Below are 18,065 nucleotides of genomic sequence, written 5' to 3'. Positions count from 1 at the left end.
TGAACTAAAATCTGTTTACACTATCGGGATTCTCGATTTTGTATTTGACAATGATGGCGACACCGAGGAGGAAAAAGAAAAATACCTCCACGAAGTGCAGTTGGTGGATATTGACACCCACAAAGTATTCTATGATAAGCTCACTTTTATTTACCTCGAAATGCCCAATTTTAACAAGTCTGTTGACGAACTAGAAACCAGATTTGATAAATGGCTTTATGTGATAAAAAACCTCCATAAACTTGATAGAGTACCTGATGCTCTAAGAGAAACCATCTTCGAAAAACTTTTTGAAGCCGCCGAAGTAGCAAAAATGACCCGTGACGAATACGAAAACTACGAAGGAAGTTTGAAATACTATCGAGATATCCAAAACTCCTTGGATTATAGTTTTGAACAAGGAATTGAACAAGGAATAGAACAGGGAATAGAACAAAAAAACATTGATATTGTTTTAAACTCTATTAAATTGGGTCTTGATTTAGCCATCATTCAAAAACTAACAGGCTTGACCAAAAATGAAATCAAAAAAATTCTAGAAAAGCAATAAAAATAACTAACCTGTATTAGTCAATGAAAAAGAACATATTAATAATAGTTATTATGTTACTTAGCCTAGAAGCAGTAGCTCAAGAAAAAAAATCTCAACTAGATTACCAATTTGGAGCAGGAATGTCATTCTTGGGATCTGGAGATATTTCTACCATTTTATTTGAAAATGAAGTAAATTATAAGATCAATCAATATTTTTCTAGTTCAATAGGAATCAATATTGCCAAAAGAAATGGTCATCACTCTGTAGTGACAGCTTCTTTTCTTCAAGGGAATCTGAATGCATTTTTCTCTCCGTTTAAAAATAATAACAAATATAACTTTAGATTTGGTGGCGGATGCTCTTTGATGGATATCTCTTATAACACTTATGGAGCTCTTAAACTACAAAATGGAATTGTACAAGGACAACATCCTAAACTTATTAATAAAACCATATTGGGTTTTAATATTATTATAGAAAATTCTTATACCATCAAAGAGAAATATATTATTGGTTTTAAATTATTCACTCAACCATTTTATGATGGAAATATCAATTCTGGTAGTATCCTAAAAATGGGGATTAAAATCTAGCGTTTACTAAAACTTTTCTTTGATTAAACCTCTTTCAAAAAAGTTATGATAGACTATTACTAACAGAATAGACCCAGAGAGAAATCAAAAAAATTCAAGAAAAGAAATAAAAGTCTATTTTTTAAGTTTTATTTTTTCCTTTTTATTACATACTCAACAAGCAGTCTTAAAGACTCTTTTGAGGCATTATCTGGAAAAGTTTCAAGTATTTCAAGAGCCTCCTGAAAAATGGTATTCATTTTTTCTTTAGCATAATCTAATCCTCCATGCTCCTTAACCATTTTAATCACTTGCTGGACTCTTTTTGAGTTTGTATTATGTCTTTTCACCGTCCTGATGATGAACTTTTTATCTTTTTCAGAACATTTTTGAAGGGTATAAATGAGGGGAAGAGTCATTTTTTGTTCTTTGATATCTATCCCTACAGGTTTCCCTATCAATGAACTGGATTGTTGATAATCGAATAAGTCATCTTTTATCTGAAAGGCTAAGCCTATTTTTTCACCAAAAGTATAAGCTTTTTCAATGAGACTTTCATCCTTAGAAACTGATGCTAAACCAGTAGAACAACAAGTCCCTATAAGAGTTGCAGTTTTTTTTCTGATAATATCAAAATAGACACTTTCCACAATGTCTAATTTTCGAGCCTTTTCTATTTGGAGCAGTTCTCCTTCACTCATTTCTTCTACAGCAGTTGCGGTAATTTCAAGCAATTTGAATTCCTGATTTTTCACGGCTAAAACCAACAGTTTTGAAAGCAAATAATCTCCCACCAAAACGGCAATTTTATTTTTCCACAAAGCATTTATAGAAAAAAAACCTCTCCGAAGATTGGCGTCATCTACCACATCGTCATGAACTAAAGTTGCTGTATGAAGCAACTCTACTAAAGAAGCCGCTCGGTAACTACTTTCATTAATCTCCCCGAAGGTTTTGGCAACAAGAAAAACAAACATCGGTCGCATTTGTTTTCCCTTTCTTTTTACAATGTAATGAGTGATTTTATCCAGAAGTGGCACAGAGGTAGCTATGGAATCTTTGAATTTTTCTTCAAAGATTTTCATCTCCTCCTTTATTGGATCTTTTATTTTATTTACCATTCCCATAAGGTGTTCAAAGATATGGCAAAATTTCTATGGAAGTATAAAATTAATGGCTTTTTAAAAGTGGATATTTTTATCTAAACTTTTTTTCTTCAGAATTGCACAATATGGATTATCTTAGTGCCTTTAAAAGTAGATATAATGGAAAAAATCAAGCATTTTTTTAAGTCTAACTGGGAGCATTTTGCAGCTTTTGGTATTTTTTTATTGGTAGCACTCGCCTATTTTTCTCCTGTTTTGGAAGGGCTTTCTTTAAAGCTTCATGATATGCAAGGTTTTAATGGTATGGCAAACGAGGCCATGACTTATCATTCTTGGTTTGGATCTAAATCTGCCTGGACAAATTCTATGTTTGGAGGAATGCCTACCTATATCATCTATTATCCAAATTTTAATCCTTTTTATGAGCTACATGTATTCTTCTCTGGCTTGTTTGGTTACCCCGTGGTAGCGGTAATTTATTCTACCATGAGTTTTTACCTTCTTGCAAGAGTTTTAAAAACTAATTTTTGGATTGCCATTTTGGGAGCTTTAGCATATGCTTTTGTGAGTTATAATATCATTATTATTCAAGTAGGTCACATGACAAAGATGATGGCTATCTCTTTATTTCCAGGAGTTTTAGCAGGTTTAATCATGCTTTTGAGATCTAAATGGGAAAAACGTTGGCTTGGTTTTGTTGTTTTTACCTTTTTTATGGCAATGGAAATTATGGTATACCATATCCAGATGACATACTACCTTGGTTTTGTTTTGGCATTTATGATTCTTTTTGAATTTATTAGGTATTATAAGAGCAAAGAAATAGGACAATTCGCAAAACGCATGGCATTTATAGTTGTAGCTGTTATATTGGCCGGAGTTGCTAATTTTTCAAATAATTTTGAAACCTATAAATACAGTAAACACTCTATGAGAGGGGCGCCAGTACTAGAATCGGAAGCAAAGCCAGATGAAGCTACCCTTAGTGAATACGACAAAATGAATATGAGTAAAGGTCTAAAAAGAGATTATATTACTCATTGGTCTTATGGAATAGGAGAAACTTATAATCTTTTTGTTCCAAACTCAAAAGGAGCCAATCATTTAACTACTGAATATTTTGAGACTTTAGGAAAGGAAAACAGACAAATTCAACAATTAGCTTATCAAGAATATCAAAAAAATAGAGGAAGAACTTTTGGAGGATACTGGGGAGATCAACCAGGAACAGTAGGACCTAATTATATTGGAGCTATTATTGTTTTCTTTGCACTATTGTATTTAATTCTTGTGAATAATTGGCTTAAATGGTCGCTTTTGGGAGCTACAATTCTTACAATAATGCTTAGCTGGGGGAAAAACCTAGGCGGAGATATTGGATCTATGTGGTTGACCAATTTATTTATTGACTATGTCCCACTTTATGCTAAGTTTAGAACCGTATCTTCTATGCTGGTAATTGCCAATTTTACATTTCCTATTATGGCAATTTTGTTTTTGAGAGAAATTACCAACAAAACTTGGGCAGAAGAAAATCTCAAAAAAATAACAATTACTGGTGGATCTGTTATTGGAGCCATTTTACTTATAGGTCTTGTTCCAAGTGTCTTTTTTGATTTCTTAAATCAAGCCGAACTTTTAGCAATTGATCAGCTAGAAAAAAGCAATCCAAATGGAGCAAACACACTCTATGAAGCGACCATAAGTATTAGAGAAGGGATGTTTTGGGATTCTACCCTGAGTAGATTAATGTATATCGTTCCTGCTTTTATAATCGTTCTCCTATTTATTAAGAAAACAATTCCCGCAAAATTTGCTTTTCCACTACTTGTGATTCTTACCTTAGCAGATGTTTGGCAAGAAGATCAACATTTTTTGAATAATGAAAAATCTAAAGGAAAATATACCTATTGGCAAAAACAAAAAAAGCATGCCAATAAACAATATGCCACTCAAGGGGATTATGCAATTCTTCAAAATGAAATGAGACAAAAACCCTCAATTCAACAAGAAATTGCAAAGAGAACTGCAGAATGGAAAAAAGAAAACGGAAAAAGAATGAGCAAATTTGATAAAGAAAATATCGAATTTCAAACACTTAATTTCGAAACAAACTACCGAGTAATGGATCTAGACAATCCTTTTAATAGCTCTAGAGCCAGTTATTTTCATAAATCTACAGGAGGCTATAGCCCTGCAAAACTGAGAAGATATCAAGATATTATTGATGGATATATCAGTAAAGAACTAGCCCACCTTAACAGTAGAGATTTTGGAAAAACTAAGGTTTTAAATATGCTCAACAACAAGTATTATTTATACCAAGGAAAACTCTTTGCTGTAAATGATCAAACTTATGGAAATGCGTGGTTTGTAAATCAAATAAAAGAAGTTTCATCAGCAAATGAAGAACATGCAGAAATTGCTAATATTGACCCTAAAAATACGGTTATTCTTCACCAAGATGAACTCAAAAAACTACAAAATAAAACCAGTTCTGCAAACGGATCAGTTAAGCTAGTATCTTATAAACCTGACGTACTCACTTACGAATCGAACAATCCTACAACTGGAATAGCCGTATTTTCTGAAATATATTACCCAGAAGGTTGGACCGCATTCATAGACGGCGAAGAAGTCTCAATACTAAGAGCCAATTACATCCTTAGAGCTTTAGAAATTCCAGCAGGTAAACATAAAATAGAGTTTCGAATGGTGAATAATCGCTCTATGATTGGGGGGATTTTATCATTATTAGTATTCTTAATGACAATTGGTGCTTTATATTTAAATTATAAAAGAAAAGGATGAAACTAGTATTAACAGAGTTTTTTAAAAATATAGGGTACTTTTTTCTCGATAAGAACTATCGAAGGTTCATTCTTATGGCCTTATCAAATAATCCTGAAAAAAGGTATAAAACCAAAAATGTCAAATTCAATGGACTCAATTTTGTCGTTCCAGATATTAAATCTTTTTTATGGCAATATCATGAAGTCTTTTTTCAAAATATCATGGAATTTGACACCAAAAACCCTAACCCAATCGTATTTGATTGTGGAGCAAATGTAGGGACAGTTTCATCTTATATAAAGACGATATATCCTAATGCTAAAATTATAGCATTTGAACCAGATGAAAAAGTTTTTGATTTTTTAAAAGACAATATAGAGCGAAATAAATTTCAAAATGTAGAACTCAATAAAAAAGCCGTCTGGATAAAAAGTGAAACACTTAAATTCGCCGCAGAAGGAGCTGATTCAGGATCCTTGGTCAATCAAAATAACCAAGAGAATTTTATGGAAGTGGAAGCCATTGATATCAATGATTATCTTGAACAATATAATCATATCGACTTCTTTAAAATGGATATAGAAGGTGCCGAAAATACGGTTTTCCCACATCTAGAGAAAAATCTTCATAGAATTCAAAACATTTTTCTAGAGTTTCACTCATTCCATAATGACAATCAACAGCTTGCCCAAATTTTGGAAATTGCTCAAAGAAATAGCTTTAGATATCATATTCAAAGTATTTATTCTAAGAAAAGACCATTTTCTAAAAAGGAAGAACAAGCCATGGATAATCAGTTGAATATTTTCATGTATAAATCATAAATTACGTATTATGATAAAATCTATTCTTAAAGGTTTAAAAAGAAAATTCACGAGTCAAAAATGGTATCATTTAAGAAGTAAAGATCCTATTTCAAATCAATTTGGCTTTGATCGAGGCACGCCTATCGATCGAGCATTTATTGAGTATTTTTTAGAAAAACAACATAAGCATATTTTAGGCTCTGTGTTAGAAATATCTGAGTCCACTTACTCATTGAAATACGGAAGTCAAGTAACCTCTTCTGAAATTTTGCATTACGATGATAAAAATCCAAACGCCACAATTGTTGGAGATTTGACTAAATCAGAAACTCTACCAAACAATCGTGTAGATTGCTTTATTTGTACGCAAACTTTAAATTTTATCGAAGATTTTGAAAAAGGTATCGAAGGTGGTTATCATTTATTGAAAGATAATGGAGTGATGCTTACCACTGTTGCAGGACTTTGTCAAATCAGCAGATACGACATGGATCGATGGGGAGATTATTGGAGATTTACCGATTTATCGATTAAAAATGCCTTTGAAAGAGTATTTGGTAAAGGAAATGTAGAAATCGAAATTTATGGAAATGTATTGGCGGCAACTTCTATTCTACATGGAATTACTGCCGAAGAACTTACCAACGAAGAATTATTCTACAAAGACCCTAATTATCAAGTAACCATAGGAATAAAAGCGACGAAAAATGTCTCTTAAAAAACAGATTATCCAACTTTCAAAAAAAATGCCCTTTATAAAAAAATACTTTAGAGGGCATTCTGTTATTTTTATGCTTCATAGAGTGTCGCCAATAGATCATAAACGACTTTTCCCCAACGAGAATTTAAAAGTAAGTCCAGAGTTCTTAGAAAATTTTATTCTTGAAGCTAAGAAAAAAGGAATCCAGTTTATTTCATTGAATGAACTTCATCATCAACTCGTTTCAAATACTTTACAAAAAAGTACTTTTGTAATAACCTTTGATGATGGTTACAAAGATAATTTTGAAGTAGCGTATCCTATTCTCAAAAAACACCAAATTCCTTTCACGATTTACTTAAATACAGGAATGCCTGAAAGAAATATTAAGATGTGGTGGTATGCTTTAGAAGAGTATCTACTAAAAGAGGAAAAGGTGAACATAAATAATGAATTAGTTTCTAATAGAAGTACACTTGAAAAAGAAGCTAATTTTATGAAGATAAGGACGTATTTATTATCCCTTTCTCAAGAAGAGATTCTTACTTATTTTAAAAATCAAAATATTGATTGGGAATCTTATCCTAAAGAATTAGGAATGACATGGGATCAAATAAGAGTATTAGTAAATGATCCTTTAGTGCAAATAGAAAATCACACGGACTCCCATCCAAATATGGCTTTACTGAATCAAGAAAATTTCACAAAAGAAATAGAAACTTGTAATCAACTATTCTCAAAAGAAACCGGTGTAAATACCGCTCACTTTGCTTTTCCTTTTGGGTCTGATAATGAAGCAAAAAAAAGAGATTTTGAATGGATTAAAAATTTTGACTTCAAGACATCAGTAAGTACTCGAAAAGGTGAAATTTATCCAGAACACAAGAACTTCACCCATGTTTTACCTAGAGTGATGCTCCATGAAAAATTTTCGATAGAACAACTAGGCGAAATAAGGAAAAATCGAATTATCACATTTTAAAAGTAAAACCTACCTCTGCATCAAATAAGCCATCAAAACATCATCTATTTGATTGTTGATGTCTACTGGGAAATAGTTCACTCCTTGATCTTGGATCTTCCCTTTGATTTCTCTTAAATGAGCTTGCATTTTCTTTTGATATTTATTTTGGATATCGGCTAAATCTAGTTTAATTTTCTGATTACTTTCTAAAGCAAAAACTTCCATTTGCTCGGCATCTAAATTAAAATCCACTTCTTCCTTATAATCTAGCGTATGAAAAACTGTAACTTCATGCCCTTGGAATTTTGCAAATTCTAGACCCGTAAAAAAAGCCTCAAATTCTTCAGAAGTGTCAAACATCAAATCTGAAAAAATAAATATAACCGATCGTCTGCCTTGTTGCTGAATCACTTTTTGTAAAAGACTAGAAAAATGGGTATTCTTTTTCTCCTCTATCCCAAAGGCAAGGATATTTTTTTCTAATTGTTCATATAAAAAGTATTGATGACTTTCCAAGTTTTTTGAGGGAGTGTTGAGCTCTATTTCTTCTCCCAAAAGACTCACTCCAAATGCATCCCGCTGCCTTTTCATTAATTCTATTAATGATGCTATGGCGTAAATAGAATAAAGATATTTATTGGGTTCTTGAAGAGACCACACCTTTTTTATAGGGTAAAACATGGAACTGGAGGTATCTAAAATAATTTTACATTTTAGATTCGTTTCTGCCTCGTATTTTTTGAGATAAAGTTTGTCTGTTTTACCATAAAGTTTCCAATCCACATGTTTCATGGAGTCGCCAGGGTTATACAGGCGATGCTCTGCAAATTCTACAGAAAAACCATGATAAGGACTCTTATGACGACCACTCATGAAGCCTTCCACAAGTTGTTGAGCAATAAAATCGATACTTCCTAATTCATGAAGATATTTGGAGTTTAGAAATTTCATATCATTTTTAGGATTCCATCATTATAAATCCCATGATTTTTCCATCGGAACTTTTTTCCTATATAAGGTGAATTTTTTGATAATGATACAATTTGTTTTTCATCAAAAACTGTGTCATTATCCAGTGTAAAGAACGTTAAATTTGCCTTTTGCCCTTCCTCTATTACTGTAGTTTTTTGTCTCAAAACATGATAGGAATTTTTATTAAAAATAGCAACAAAGTCCTCCAAAGTCAACTTATTTTTCAATATTTCGTAAGCCTGAGCAACGGTATTTTGATATGACAAAGCACCAAATTCTGCAAGTTTAAATTCATTATATTTTGCATCTTGATCTTGTGGATGGTGATTTGAAACGATGCAATCAATAGTTCCATCAACAACAGAATCTATTAATTTTTCTTGATCTTTTCTCGCTCTAATTGGCGGTTGAACTTTTAGGTTTACATCAAATTCTTTAAGGTTTTCGTCATGAAAAGCTAAGTTTTGAATAGCAACAGAAGCACTTACCCTACGCTTTTCTTTCTTGTGATTTTTCAATATTTCACAAGCTTCGGCAGTGGTAAGACAGGCTAAATGAATTTTACCCTCGGTATATTTCACGAGATTAAGCTCACGCTCTACTCCAATGACTTCTGATATATTTGGAGAACCTTTCATTCCCATAAACACTGAAACTTCACTTTCATTAATCTCAGCTCCTTCATCAAGTGTGGTATCATGTGGAAAGCTTATTATTTGCCCATCAAATATCTTAGCATATTCAAGAGCTGTTTTCATCACATTTCCTTTGCTCAAAAATTTTCTATCTTGTGCAAATGCCGATGCTCCATTCTGCTGCATATCATAGAGCTCCGCCATATTCTCGCCCTTTAAACCAGTTGTCAAAGCCCCAATCGGTAAAATCTTCGTTGCGGCATCATTTGCCTGATTCTTAATGAAATTAATTCGTTCCTTAGAATCAGCAGGTGCATTTTTATGAGGCAAAATGGCAATATGTGTATATCCACCATGTGAGGCTGCCTCGATTCCTGTCTGGTAATTTTCTTTAAACTCCTCCCCTGGGTCTGGAATACTTCCAACAAGATCAAGCATTCCGTTAGTGATGTGCAAATTCGGAATATCAATAATTCTATCGGCAGCTTCATTGATGTTTTTCGAAATAAGAACAATCTCACCTTTATCTATTAACAAATCTATCGTTTGATTGTTATAGGTACTTTCCCTATCCACAAGGGTTACTTGTTTAAATAATATTCTCATTTTCTTTTATTTTGAAAAGCTAGATAAATCATTTCTATCACATAAAACACCAAAGCTAACATCAAGAAAAAATAGGAACTGCTTTGGTTCTTTTTATGATTATTTAAAAAGGCATTCCATTGCTCAGAATGGTTGTCCAATAAATGAATCCAATGGCTACTTTCAGTAATTTCTGCTAATTTATTAACACTCAAAAAAGACATTTCACTTTCTTGATTATCATTATTAAGCCCAATAGACTGAACGATTTCTTCTCCCCTAAGGATATCTACAAACCCCTGTTTATTAAATAGATCCGAAAGAACAACAATCTGTTTCCCTTGGATTTTCATTAATTTAGGACTCATTTTATTGCCTCGATAAAGTATTCTAAGTGTTTCTTCTTTTTCTTCTTCATGGAGTTCAATCCTGTCACTTTTCCCTATTACCAAGTGACTTGCAGTAGGATTTGCTTTTATCAATCCCATATTCAAAGAAATAGGAACAAATAAAGTATGTTTTTCAAAATTTGTATGCTCAAATGATGAACTCTGAAGAAATAAAAGTCCCTTTTTAGTATTTTGATAAGAGAGAAATGCTTGTCCGTTTGCTAATTGTAAAAGTTCTTTACTTTCAAAGGTTTCACTTAACTCCCAATGTTTTTCTGACTGAAGGCTTCCTGCTGAAATATCGATATTACTTTCATTAAAAACCCCTTTAAATAGAGGGTTATTTGTTACCACTTGGGTAATTTTCATTGGATTTTCATCCTGTTGTTTTAAACGAAAATCGCTTCCCATTAACCTCAACACATCATTTGATTGCTCTCTTGAATCACTTGGGATAAACCAAACATTAGCACCTGATTCCAGTTGTTTTTTTGCCTTTTGGAGAATAGCGGTATGAGCTGAACCTAATTTGTTTAAAACCCATAAATCTACCTGCTCAAGTGCTGCTAAGTTTAGGTTTTTAGGTTTTTGAACAATTACCTCATAATTTGCCTTTTGGAATAATTTGGTAAGAAAGCTAATATCTTCATTAGAAATCAATACAACCTTAGGCTTATTGTTTATAGGGATTGTTAAGAAAAATTGATTGTCTGAAGTATAAAAAGGATCTTGAATTTTTATTTCTAATTTCCCATCATGTCTATTGGGTAAACTAAATTTGACAAGAACGTCTTGTTCTGAAGCGCCCATTAAATCAGTTTGAGCAATCGCCAATTGTTTTTTATGAGATAATACCTTTAGTTTTAACTTAGACTGAGCCTCTGCCGAATGGTTTTTTAAAGTAACGACAAGTTCTATGGGTTCACCCGAAATTAAAATGGGATTTTTTAAGGCTACTTTTTCAATAGAAATATTTCCTGTTTGTTCTGTAGAAAAAGGGATTAAATAAACCTGATTACTATCATTTCTTTGAATCTTATGAAGATTCTTATATTGGTTTTCTTGAAAATCTCCTAAAAAATACGTTTCGGTTTCTTCCGCTACATTTTGGGAAACTTGCTCATAAATAAAATCGATATTTTGCCTAAAATGACTTGGTTGAATATTGGAGATTTTTTCCAAAGCTTCTTTTCTACCAATTTTTTTCAAATGTTTACCTCGAAAAAAATCATTTGTAAGAACTAAGAACTGATTAGCCTGACTACTCTCAATAAGCTCTGTAGCGTATTTCTTTGATAAATCTAGAATTGTTGGAGTTCCCAATTTTCGAGTATTAGACATAGAATTGTCTATAAAAATGGCTAGGCTATTTGCTTTTTTTTGATTCTTGTTCCCTACAAAAAACTGCGCAAATGCCAGAACAAGTGCCGAAACAATCATACTTCTTAGTAAAATCAAGAACAGATTCTTATATTTTACTTTTCTATTTTGCTCTTTCGTGAGCTCTTCAAGTAATTTAAAATTTGAGAAATAGTGTTTTTTATATCGCTTAAGATTTAGGATATGTATAAGAATCACCAAAAGAATGGTGAATAAAAAAAATAGTATGACAGGGTTTAAGAATGACATCAAAAATCAAAATTAGCTTTTTTGATTGATATATTGATACTTTTGCAAAGGATTGAAGAAAATATTATGAACATAGAGGAATTTCGCAAAGAGTCGATAGAAAGAAAAAAGGAAAACGAGAAGTTTTTTAAAAAACTTAAAAATAAGAAAATCAAAAACTTAGATCATATTTTTCAAGAAACTCACGAAGAGGTTTTCAAAAAAACAGACTGTTTAGATTGTGCAAATTGCTGTAAAACAACCAGTCCAATTTTTAAAGAAAGAGATATTAAAAGGATTGCTAAAGATTTTAATCAGAAACCAAAGGATTTTATTGCGCAATATCTAAAAATTGATGAAGATTATGATTATGTTCTTCAGCAAAGTCCTTGCACTTTTTTGAATGACGATAATACTTGTTTCATTTATGATATACGCCCTGATGCTTGCAGAGAATATCCGCATACCAATCAGAGAAAAATGAATCAGATATTACCGCTCACTATGCAAAACACTTTGGTTTGCCCTGCCGTGTTAGAGATTACTGAAAGGTTGAAGGGGAAAATTTAATCTAAAAAACGTTTAGAAATTTCGGGTGTTTTCCAAAGACATTGTTCACTATTACCAAACCATTTAATTCTGTTTTTGGCAATATAATCATAAAGAAAATTCGCCCATTTCTTAGGAATAAAAGTGAAAATATTTAGCCATTTATATTTCGGCAATTTTTTGATGATTTTAAAAAATGCTTCAGACTTCACCCATGCTTTTTGCCCAAAAGAAACATATACTACACTATCTATTTGTCCCAAATGCAATTGTTCTACGAGACTTTTCCCTAAGGGAGATTGTAAACTGGCGAAAAAAAATATCTTTTTTTGGTCGGCAAGGATGATTTTTTGGATGGATCGATCACATAAACCACAGTTTCCATCATATAATACAAGATGCTCTGGTAAGGGTTTATTTAAGACGGATCTCTCCATTCTAAGGTAGATAAAATCTGTTCAACATCTTTCTCCACTTCATTATAGATAGGCCTTAATGAATCCACATTTGGAGTTAAATCATAATACAATGATGCCCTAAAAATATGATTAAAACTATCGGTCACAACAAATTGAATCGGCGAAGCAACTTCTCCAAGGATTTTATAACGTATTCCGTATTTTTTCTTTTCAAAATCTTCTATGATTTTTTCATCCATTCCTGCGGCACGTTTAATATGTCCTAAAGTTAGTTTGATAGATTCTGTAAGATTTTCTTCAAAATTTCCTTTTTGAACAGGCATATAGGTACAATGAATTGTTGTACTATAATATGGACTTGTTAAGTTAAACTGATTGACATCTTTCCATTTTATTTTAAAATAATCTGGAAAACTAAAAGTTAATGGCAAAGGTGGAACATCAAATTTTCTTTCATTTTTCTTGAGAGGTTCAATCCTAAAATATCCTTTTGGCTTTGGTTGAAAATCTTCTGAACATGAAACCATCACGATTGTCATAAAAAAAAATGCAAGCAGTCTTTTAATCATTGAGTGTAAATTTTAGTTTGAGTATCCTTCTTTCATCTATTGCTACAATGGTGAAAGAATAGTCTTGAAAATGGATCATTTCGTCCTTCTGTGGCAATTTACCACATTGTTCTAAAACAAAACCAGCCAGAGTTTCTGAATCCCCTTTATTTTCTTCAAAAGCGTCTTCGTTCACATGATCAACAGCTCGATAAAAGTCCTTTAGAAAAATTTGCCCTTCGAAAATAAAATTCTTTTCATCTATCTTTTGATATTCCAAACGATCATCATCCATTTCATCTCGAATATCACCTACAATTTCCTCTAGGATATCTTCCATAGTAACGATTCCGTGCATTCCTCCATACTCATCTGATACAACAGCAATATGCGTTCGCCTCTTCTGGAACTCTCTTAGTAAATCATCCAATTTGATATTCTCGGTAATAAAAAATGCTTCTCTAAGATGTACTTGCCATCTAAAATTTGACTCATATCGCAAATACGGCAATAAGTCTTTGATATAAATAATTCCTTTTACCTTATCTTTTTTCTCTTGATATACGGGAATTCTTGAATAGCCACTTTGAAGAATATGCTCCAAAAGTTCGTCAAATGGTGTGAGAATATCTACAGCAAATACCTGAGTTCTTGGGGTCATTATTTGCTTAGAATCTGTATTTCCAAACTTTGCAATTCCTTGCAATATCATTTGTTCATTTTGTGATTCTCCTTGCTCTTGAGTTATTTCCAATGCCTGAGAAAGATCACTAACGGAAATAGATAATTTGTTATTTTTTTCTTCAATTACTGATGTTGCCTTGGACATTAATTTACTAATGGGTGCCAATCTTTTGTTTAAGAAAAACATCGGTTTGGTCATCATATTGGCAAATTTCTGAGGTTGTTTATTTGCATAAACTTTGGGTAATACTTCTCCAAATAGCAATAAAAATGAAGTGGCAACAGCCACTTTAATCAAAAACTCTACAACTGTTTGGTGTTCTTGATCAAAGTATTGAAAATTGATTAGATTACTCAAGAAAACCTCTGTGATAATAACAATTGCTATATTTACAATATTGTTAACAATAAGGATTGTAGCAAGTAGCTGCTCTGGGTGATGAATAAGTGATTTTAAGATATCATTATCCTCAAGAACTTCGTCATCTTTTTTCAAAGAGAAAAAAGCAACTTCAGAACCTGAAATAAGAGCAGAACAAAGGAGTAAAAAAACGATTAGTATTCCCATATACACCCAACTCCAATCAAAAGGATTGAAGAGAGATTGAATAATTATTTCATTTAATAAGGCTGGGGGTTCTGGCTCCACAAATTAAGTTTTCGTTCAACTATAAAGGCGACTCGTCAGATTCTTTGTACTGTGTACTGTTATCATTTTCAAGTGCCTTTTGACTTCGACTTAACAAATGTAATTCATCTGCGACAATTTCAAAAGAATATTTCTTATCATTTGTTGTAGGATCTTCCCAAGAGCGAGACCGAATTCTCCCTTCAACATAAAAAAGTGCTCCTTTTTCTACAATTAAATCTGCCAAATTTGCCATTCCACGCCAAACAATAATCTGGTGCCACTCTGTGTGTTCGCTTTTTGATCCGTCTTTGTTTTTGTAAATCTCTGTAGTAGCTAAAGAAAAACGACCTAATTTCACACCATTTTCAAGTGTTTTAATTTCTGGGTCTCTCCCTACTCTTCCAATTAATATTACTTTATTTACCGAATTTGCCATAACAGTTATTTTTTTAAATTTATATTCTGATTAAATCAAATTTAACATAAATATATAAGAACAAAGGATATAGGTAATAACAACAGAATTTTGGTTTGTTTTTTATTCCTTCAATTTTCAAGAAATCTGTCCATACTTGACAATTTATTTTAAATTTGAAACATGAAAAAAATATTAGTAACTGGGGGTGCTGGTTATATTGGCTCTCACACCGTTGTAAGATTATTTGAATCTGGATATTCACCAATAATTATGGATAATTTGAGCAATTCTGAGCCTTTTATCCTAGATAGGATTAATAAAATATGTGGAAGTGATATTCCTTTTTTACAGTTAGATTGTACGCAACAAAAAAGTTATCAACAGGTTGTTGATAACTTTGGAAGTATTGATGGAGTTATTCACTTTGCGGCTTATAAGGCCGTGGGAGAATCTGTGGAAAAGCCTGCACAATACTATCAAAATAATATCGGAAGCCTTAGTCAACTGATTCTCAATTTAGGAAAAATGAACTGTGGAAAACTTGTATTTTCATCAAGTTGTACAGTCTATGGTCAACCTAATATACTTCCAGTAACAGAAAAAAGTCCTATACAACATGCCGAGTCTCCTTATGGATACACCAAACAAGTGGGAGAAGAATTACTCCTATCGGAAGCTAAAAATAAAAAATTTCAAAGTATCGCTTTAAGGTATTTTAATCCTATTGGAGCTCATCCAAGTGGTTTGATTGGAGAATTGCCAAAAGGAATTCCTAATAACTTACTTCCTTATATCACACAAACAGGTGCGGGTATCCGAAAAGAACTTTCCATTTTTGGTAATGATTATAATACTCCAGATGGAACTTGCATTAGAGATTTTATTCATGTTTTAGATCTTGCGGATGCACATATAAGAGCTTTAGAATATATGGAAGAACATCCTGAAACTTCTATAGACTTTTTTAATATCGGTACAGGAAACGGAAACTCTGTTTTAGAAATGGTTGAATTATTTGAAAAAGTATCTCAACAAAAACTCTCTTATAAAATTGCACCAAGAAGAACTGGTGATATCGAAAAAATTTGGGCAGACACCAGCATTGCTAATAATGTTTTAGGATGGAAAGCTAAAAAAAGTATCGAAACAGCCGTTAAAGATGCTTGGAATTGGCAAAAGAATTTATAATCAGAATATTCTTTACCACTATGACAAAAATTTTAGCATAAATTCTCATCCACAATATTAAAAAGATTTGAAAAACTTCTCATGATATTTGGGTATGAGATAGTGGATGTAGCGATAAGACAGAAGAAATTGCTCGATTATGAACCACAGTACACTTTAAAACATTTCTTTTACAAATTTACTCGTTAACAACTGTCCAACAAATAGCTAATAAAAAAAGCATTTCAACTAATTGAAATGCTCTTTTTTTACAATAGAATTATTTGAATACTAATACTCAAAAGTCTTAATTGTGTTGATAAATGCTTTGGCATTTTCTACGGGTACAGTAGGTAAAATCCCATGCCCAAGATTTACAATATAATTCTGTTTTCCAAAGGCTTTAAGCATTTTCTTCGTTTCTTTTTCAATCGTAGGGATTGGTGCATGAAGCATAGAAGGATCAAAATTTCCTTGAAGCGTGATTTTATCTCCTACTTGCTCTCTTGCGTAAGCTGGTGAACATGCCCAATCGATTCCTACTCCATTTACATTGAGTTCAGCCATTTCTTTAAGTGCATACCACGCTCCTTTGGCAAAAATAATATTCGGAACGGTGCATTTTGCCATAATCTGTTTGATGTATGGGTAGGCAAATTCCATAAAAGCATCTTTGCTCAAAAGTCCTGCCCAAGAATCAAAAAGTTGGAAAGCTTGAGCTCCTGCTTCTACTTGAGCTTCCATATAAGCAATGGTTGTCTCTGTTATTTTTTGTAATAATACATGAGCTGCTTCAGGATTGTTAAAGCAAAAAGACTTAGCCTGAGAAAAATCTTTGGAACCCTTTCCTTGTACCATATAACAAAGAATGGTAAAAGGTGCTCCTGCAAAACCAATCAAAGGAACCTCTCCTTTGAGATCCATTCTTGTTTGCTTGATTCCGTCCATTACATAACCTAATGCTTCATGAACATCTGGGATAACTAGTGCTTCGGCATCTTCTAGTGAATTGATTGTTTTGGGTAGAAAAGGTCCTTGGCCTGGAATCATTTGAACTTCCAAACCTAAAGCTTCTGGTACCACCAAAATATCCGAAAATAAAATGGCTGCATCGGTTCCCACTTGCCAAATAGGCATGGTGGTTATTTCTGAAACCAACTCAGGTGTTTTACAACGCTCAAAAAAGGTATATTTCTCTCTTAAAACACGATAATCAGGTAAAAACCTACCTGCTTGACGCATCATCCACACGGGAGCTCTTTCTACTTCTTCACCTTTTAATGCTCTTAAAAAAAGGTCGTTTTTTAAAGGGGGAAAATTCATATTTTCTTTGTTCTTTCTTTTAAACAATCAAGCATCGCTTGTTTGGTAGGTTTTGGACTCAAAATTACTCTTGAGTCTGGAATCGAAAAACGCAAAAGTGCTTCCTTTGTGGTTTTTCCGATGCAAATATACTGGCTAGAAGGCGTATCCTCATTCAATTCAAAAAAACTTTTTACTTGGCTGGGACTTGCTACTAGAATATAATCAAAATTATAGGGGAATTTTTTCGGGTTTAATTCTGTAAAATACACCTCTTTGCGATGGTAAACAACAGGACTTTTTTCCAAGGATTTTTCCATATTCCTAAGTCCAAGATTTCCCGTTAGATGAATCACTTCTTGAACAGGGTATTTTAAAATTTCCGCCGCCAAATCGTCTGCATAAACTGATTTTGACAAAACAATATCCCTAAACTTTTCTGCTAGTAATCTTTGAGACTTTTCAGAATTGGTAAAAATCATTCCTTGAATTTCAATATTAGACCTCATTAACCAACTGGCAGCCTGAACACTGGTAATAACTACATTTTCAAAGGATTGAATCCTTAAATTTTGAACATTCTCAAAAATTATTTTGATAAAATCATGAGAATCAATTGATAAATTGATATCCGTTATCAAATTTTGATCTAAGCAATATGTGAACAATGCTCTCAAAAACT

Annotated in this window: 18 protein-coding genes; 8 read left to right on the top strand and 10 right to left on the bottom strand. The window is 32.5% G+C overall.

Annotated elements, in window-relative coordinates:
- Together N4A45_09705 and N4A45_09700 are read left to right on the top strand one after the other, a co-directional pair.
- A partial coding sequence (locus tag N4A45_09705; protein ID MCT4665494.1) for an Rpn family recombination-promoting nuclease/putative transposase occupies positions 1–550 on the top strand: 550 nt, incomplete at its 5' end.
- A 53-nt stretch (positions 551–603) separates the two neighbouring features.
- Positions 604–1,128, top strand: coding sequence for a hypothetical protein (locus N4A45_09700; protein MCT4665493.1), 525 nt, complete (start codon positions 604–606; stop codon positions 1,126–1,128).
- A 128-nt stretch (positions 1,129–1,256) separates the two neighbouring features.
- On the opposite strand, the gene N4A45_09695 is transcribed toward N4A45_09700, so the two are convergent.
- Positions 1,257–2,234, bottom strand: a complete 978-nt coding sequence (locus N4A45_09695) for a polyprenyl synthetase family protein (GenBank protein MCT4665492.1) — start codon at positions 2,232–2,234, stop codon at positions 1,257–1,259.
- A 138-nt stretch (positions 2,235–2,372) separates the two neighbouring features.
- Here N4A45_09695 and N4A45_09690 point away from each other — a divergent pair, with 138 nt between their 5' ends.
- Genes N4A45_09690 through N4A45_09675 form a run of 4 tightly spaced genes read left to right on the top strand, consistent with a single transcriptional unit; the run spans position 2,373 to position 7,494 of the window.
- The gene (locus N4A45_09690; protein MCT4665491.1) at positions 2,373–5,024 is read left to right on the top strand and encodes a YfhO family protein; all 2,652 of its coding nucleotides are present in this window, start codon (positions 2,373–2,375) and stop codon (positions 5,022–5,024) included.
- The gene (locus N4A45_09685; protein MCT4665490.1) at positions 5,021–5,830 is read left to right on the top strand and encodes an FkbM family methyltransferase; all 810 of its coding nucleotides are present in this window, start codon (positions 5,021–5,023) and stop codon (positions 5,828–5,830) included. The genes N4A45_09690 and N4A45_09685 overlap by 4 nt, the downstream gene beginning before the upstream one ends.
- A 10-nt stretch (positions 5,831–5,840) precedes the next feature.
- Positions 5,841–6,530 (top strand): hypothetical protein, encoded by a 690-nt coding sequence (locus N4A45_09680; GenBank protein ID MCT4665489.1) that lies wholly within the window; start codon positions 5,841–5,843, stop codon positions 6,528–6,530.
- On the top strand, positions 6,520–7,494 hold the full coding sequence (locus N4A45_09675; protein MCT4665488.1) for a polysaccharide deacetylase family protein: 975 nt from the start codon (positions 6,520–6,522) through the stop codon (positions 7,492–7,494). The genes N4A45_09680 and N4A45_09675 overlap by 11 nt, the downstream gene beginning before the upstream one ends.
- A 9-nt stretch (positions 7,495–7,503) precedes the next feature.
- Here N4A45_09675 and N4A45_09670 read toward each other — a convergent pair whose 3' ends face one another.
- Genes N4A45_09670 through N4A45_09660 form a run of 3 tightly spaced genes read right to left on the bottom strand, consistent with a single transcriptional unit; the run spans position 7,504 to position 11,686 of the window.
- Positions 7,504–8,427 carry a DUF58 domain-containing protein gene (locus N4A45_09670; GenBank protein MCT4665487.1) on the bottom strand — a complete coding sequence of 308 codons (924 nt, stop codon included), beginning with the start codon at positions 8,425–8,427 and terminating at the stop codon, positions 7,504–7,506.
- Entirely contained in the window at positions 8,424–9,689 is a 1,266-nt protein-coding gene (locus tag N4A45_09665; protein ID MCT4665486.1) for a dihydroorotase, read from the bottom strand. Before N4A45_09665 ends, N4A45_09670 begins: the two co-directional genes overlap by 4 nt.
- Positions 9,686–11,686 carry a BatA domain-containing protein gene (locus N4A45_09660; protein MCT4665485.1) on the bottom strand — a complete coding sequence of 667 codons (2,001 nt, stop codon included), beginning with the start codon at positions 11,684–11,686 and terminating at the stop codon, positions 9,686–9,688. The genes N4A45_09665 and N4A45_09660 overlap by 4 nt, the downstream gene beginning before the upstream one ends.
- Positions 11,687–11,752: 66 nt before the next feature.
- Between N4A45_09660 and N4A45_09655 the strand changes: the two genes are divergently transcribed.
- Complete coding sequence (locus N4A45_09655; protein ID MCT4665484.1) at positions 11,753–12,235, top strand: YkgJ family cysteine cluster protein; 483 nt, start codon at positions 11,753–11,755, stop codon at positions 12,233–12,235.
- On the opposite strand, the gene N4A45_09650 is transcribed toward N4A45_09655, so the two are convergent.
- The 4 genes from N4A45_09650 to N4A45_09635 are packed head-to-tail and all read right to left on the bottom strand — an operon-like array spanning position 12,232 to position 14,932.
- A complete protein-coding gene (locus N4A45_09650) occupies positions 12,232–12,651 on the bottom strand; it encodes a DUF393 domain-containing protein (protein ID MCT4665483.1) in 420 nt (139 codons plus the stop codon). The two genes, N4A45_09655 and N4A45_09650, sit on opposite strands and share 4 nt — an antisense overlap.
- A complete protein-coding gene (locus N4A45_09645; protein ID MCT4665482.1) occupies positions 12,633–13,202 on the bottom strand; it encodes a hypothetical protein in 570 nt (189 codons plus the stop codon). The genes N4A45_09650 and N4A45_09645 overlap by 19 nt, the downstream gene beginning before the upstream one ends.
- On the bottom strand, positions 13,195–14,514 hold the full coding sequence (gene gldE / locus N4A45_09640; GenBank protein MCT4665481.1) for a gliding motility-associated protein GldE: 1,320 nt from the start codon (positions 14,512–14,514) through the stop codon (positions 13,195–13,197). Before gldE ends, N4A45_09645 begins: the two co-directional genes overlap by 8 nt.
- Positions 14,515–14,533: 19 nt before the next feature.
- On the bottom strand, positions 14,534–14,932 hold the full coding sequence (locus N4A45_09635; protein MCT4665480.1) for a single-stranded DNA-binding protein: 399 nt from the start codon (positions 14,930–14,932) through the stop codon (positions 14,534–14,536).
- A gap of 162 nt (positions 14,933–15,094) precedes the next feature.
- Between N4A45_09635 and galE the strand changes: the two genes are divergently transcribed.
- The gene (gene galE, locus N4A45_09630) at positions 15,095–16,102 is read left to right on the top strand and encodes a UDP-glucose 4-epimerase GalE (protein ID MCT4665479.1); all 1,008 of its coding nucleotides are present in this window, start codon (positions 15,095–15,097) and stop codon (positions 16,100–16,102) included.
- 270 nt (positions 16,103–16,372) lie between these two features.
- On the opposite strand, the gene hemE is transcribed toward galE, so the two are convergent.
- Together hemE and N4A45_09620 are read right to left on the bottom strand one after the other, a co-directional pair.
- The gene (gene hemE, locus N4A45_09625; GenBank protein ID MCT4665478.1) at positions 16,373–17,404 is read right to left on the bottom strand and encodes a uroporphyrinogen decarboxylase; all 1,032 of its coding nucleotides are present in this window, start codon (positions 17,402–17,404) and stop codon (positions 16,373–16,375) included.
- Positions 17,401–18,060 carry a uroporphyrinogen-III synthase gene (locus tag N4A45_09620; GenBank protein ID MCT4665477.1) on the bottom strand — a complete coding sequence of 220 codons (660 nt, stop codon included), beginning with the start codon at positions 18,058–18,060 and terminating at the stop codon, positions 17,401–17,403. Before N4A45_09620 ends, hemE begins: the two co-directional genes overlap by 4 nt.
- Positions 18,061–18,065 lie beyond the last annotated feature (5 nt).

The organism is Flavobacteriales bacterium, from assembly GCA_025210805.1.
GTDB lineage: Bacteria > Bacteroidota > Bacteroidia > Flavobacteriales > CAJXXR01 > JAOAQX01.
Note: the sequence above shows the minus strand (reverse complement) of the source record. Positions and strands in the feature narration are given on the sequence as shown.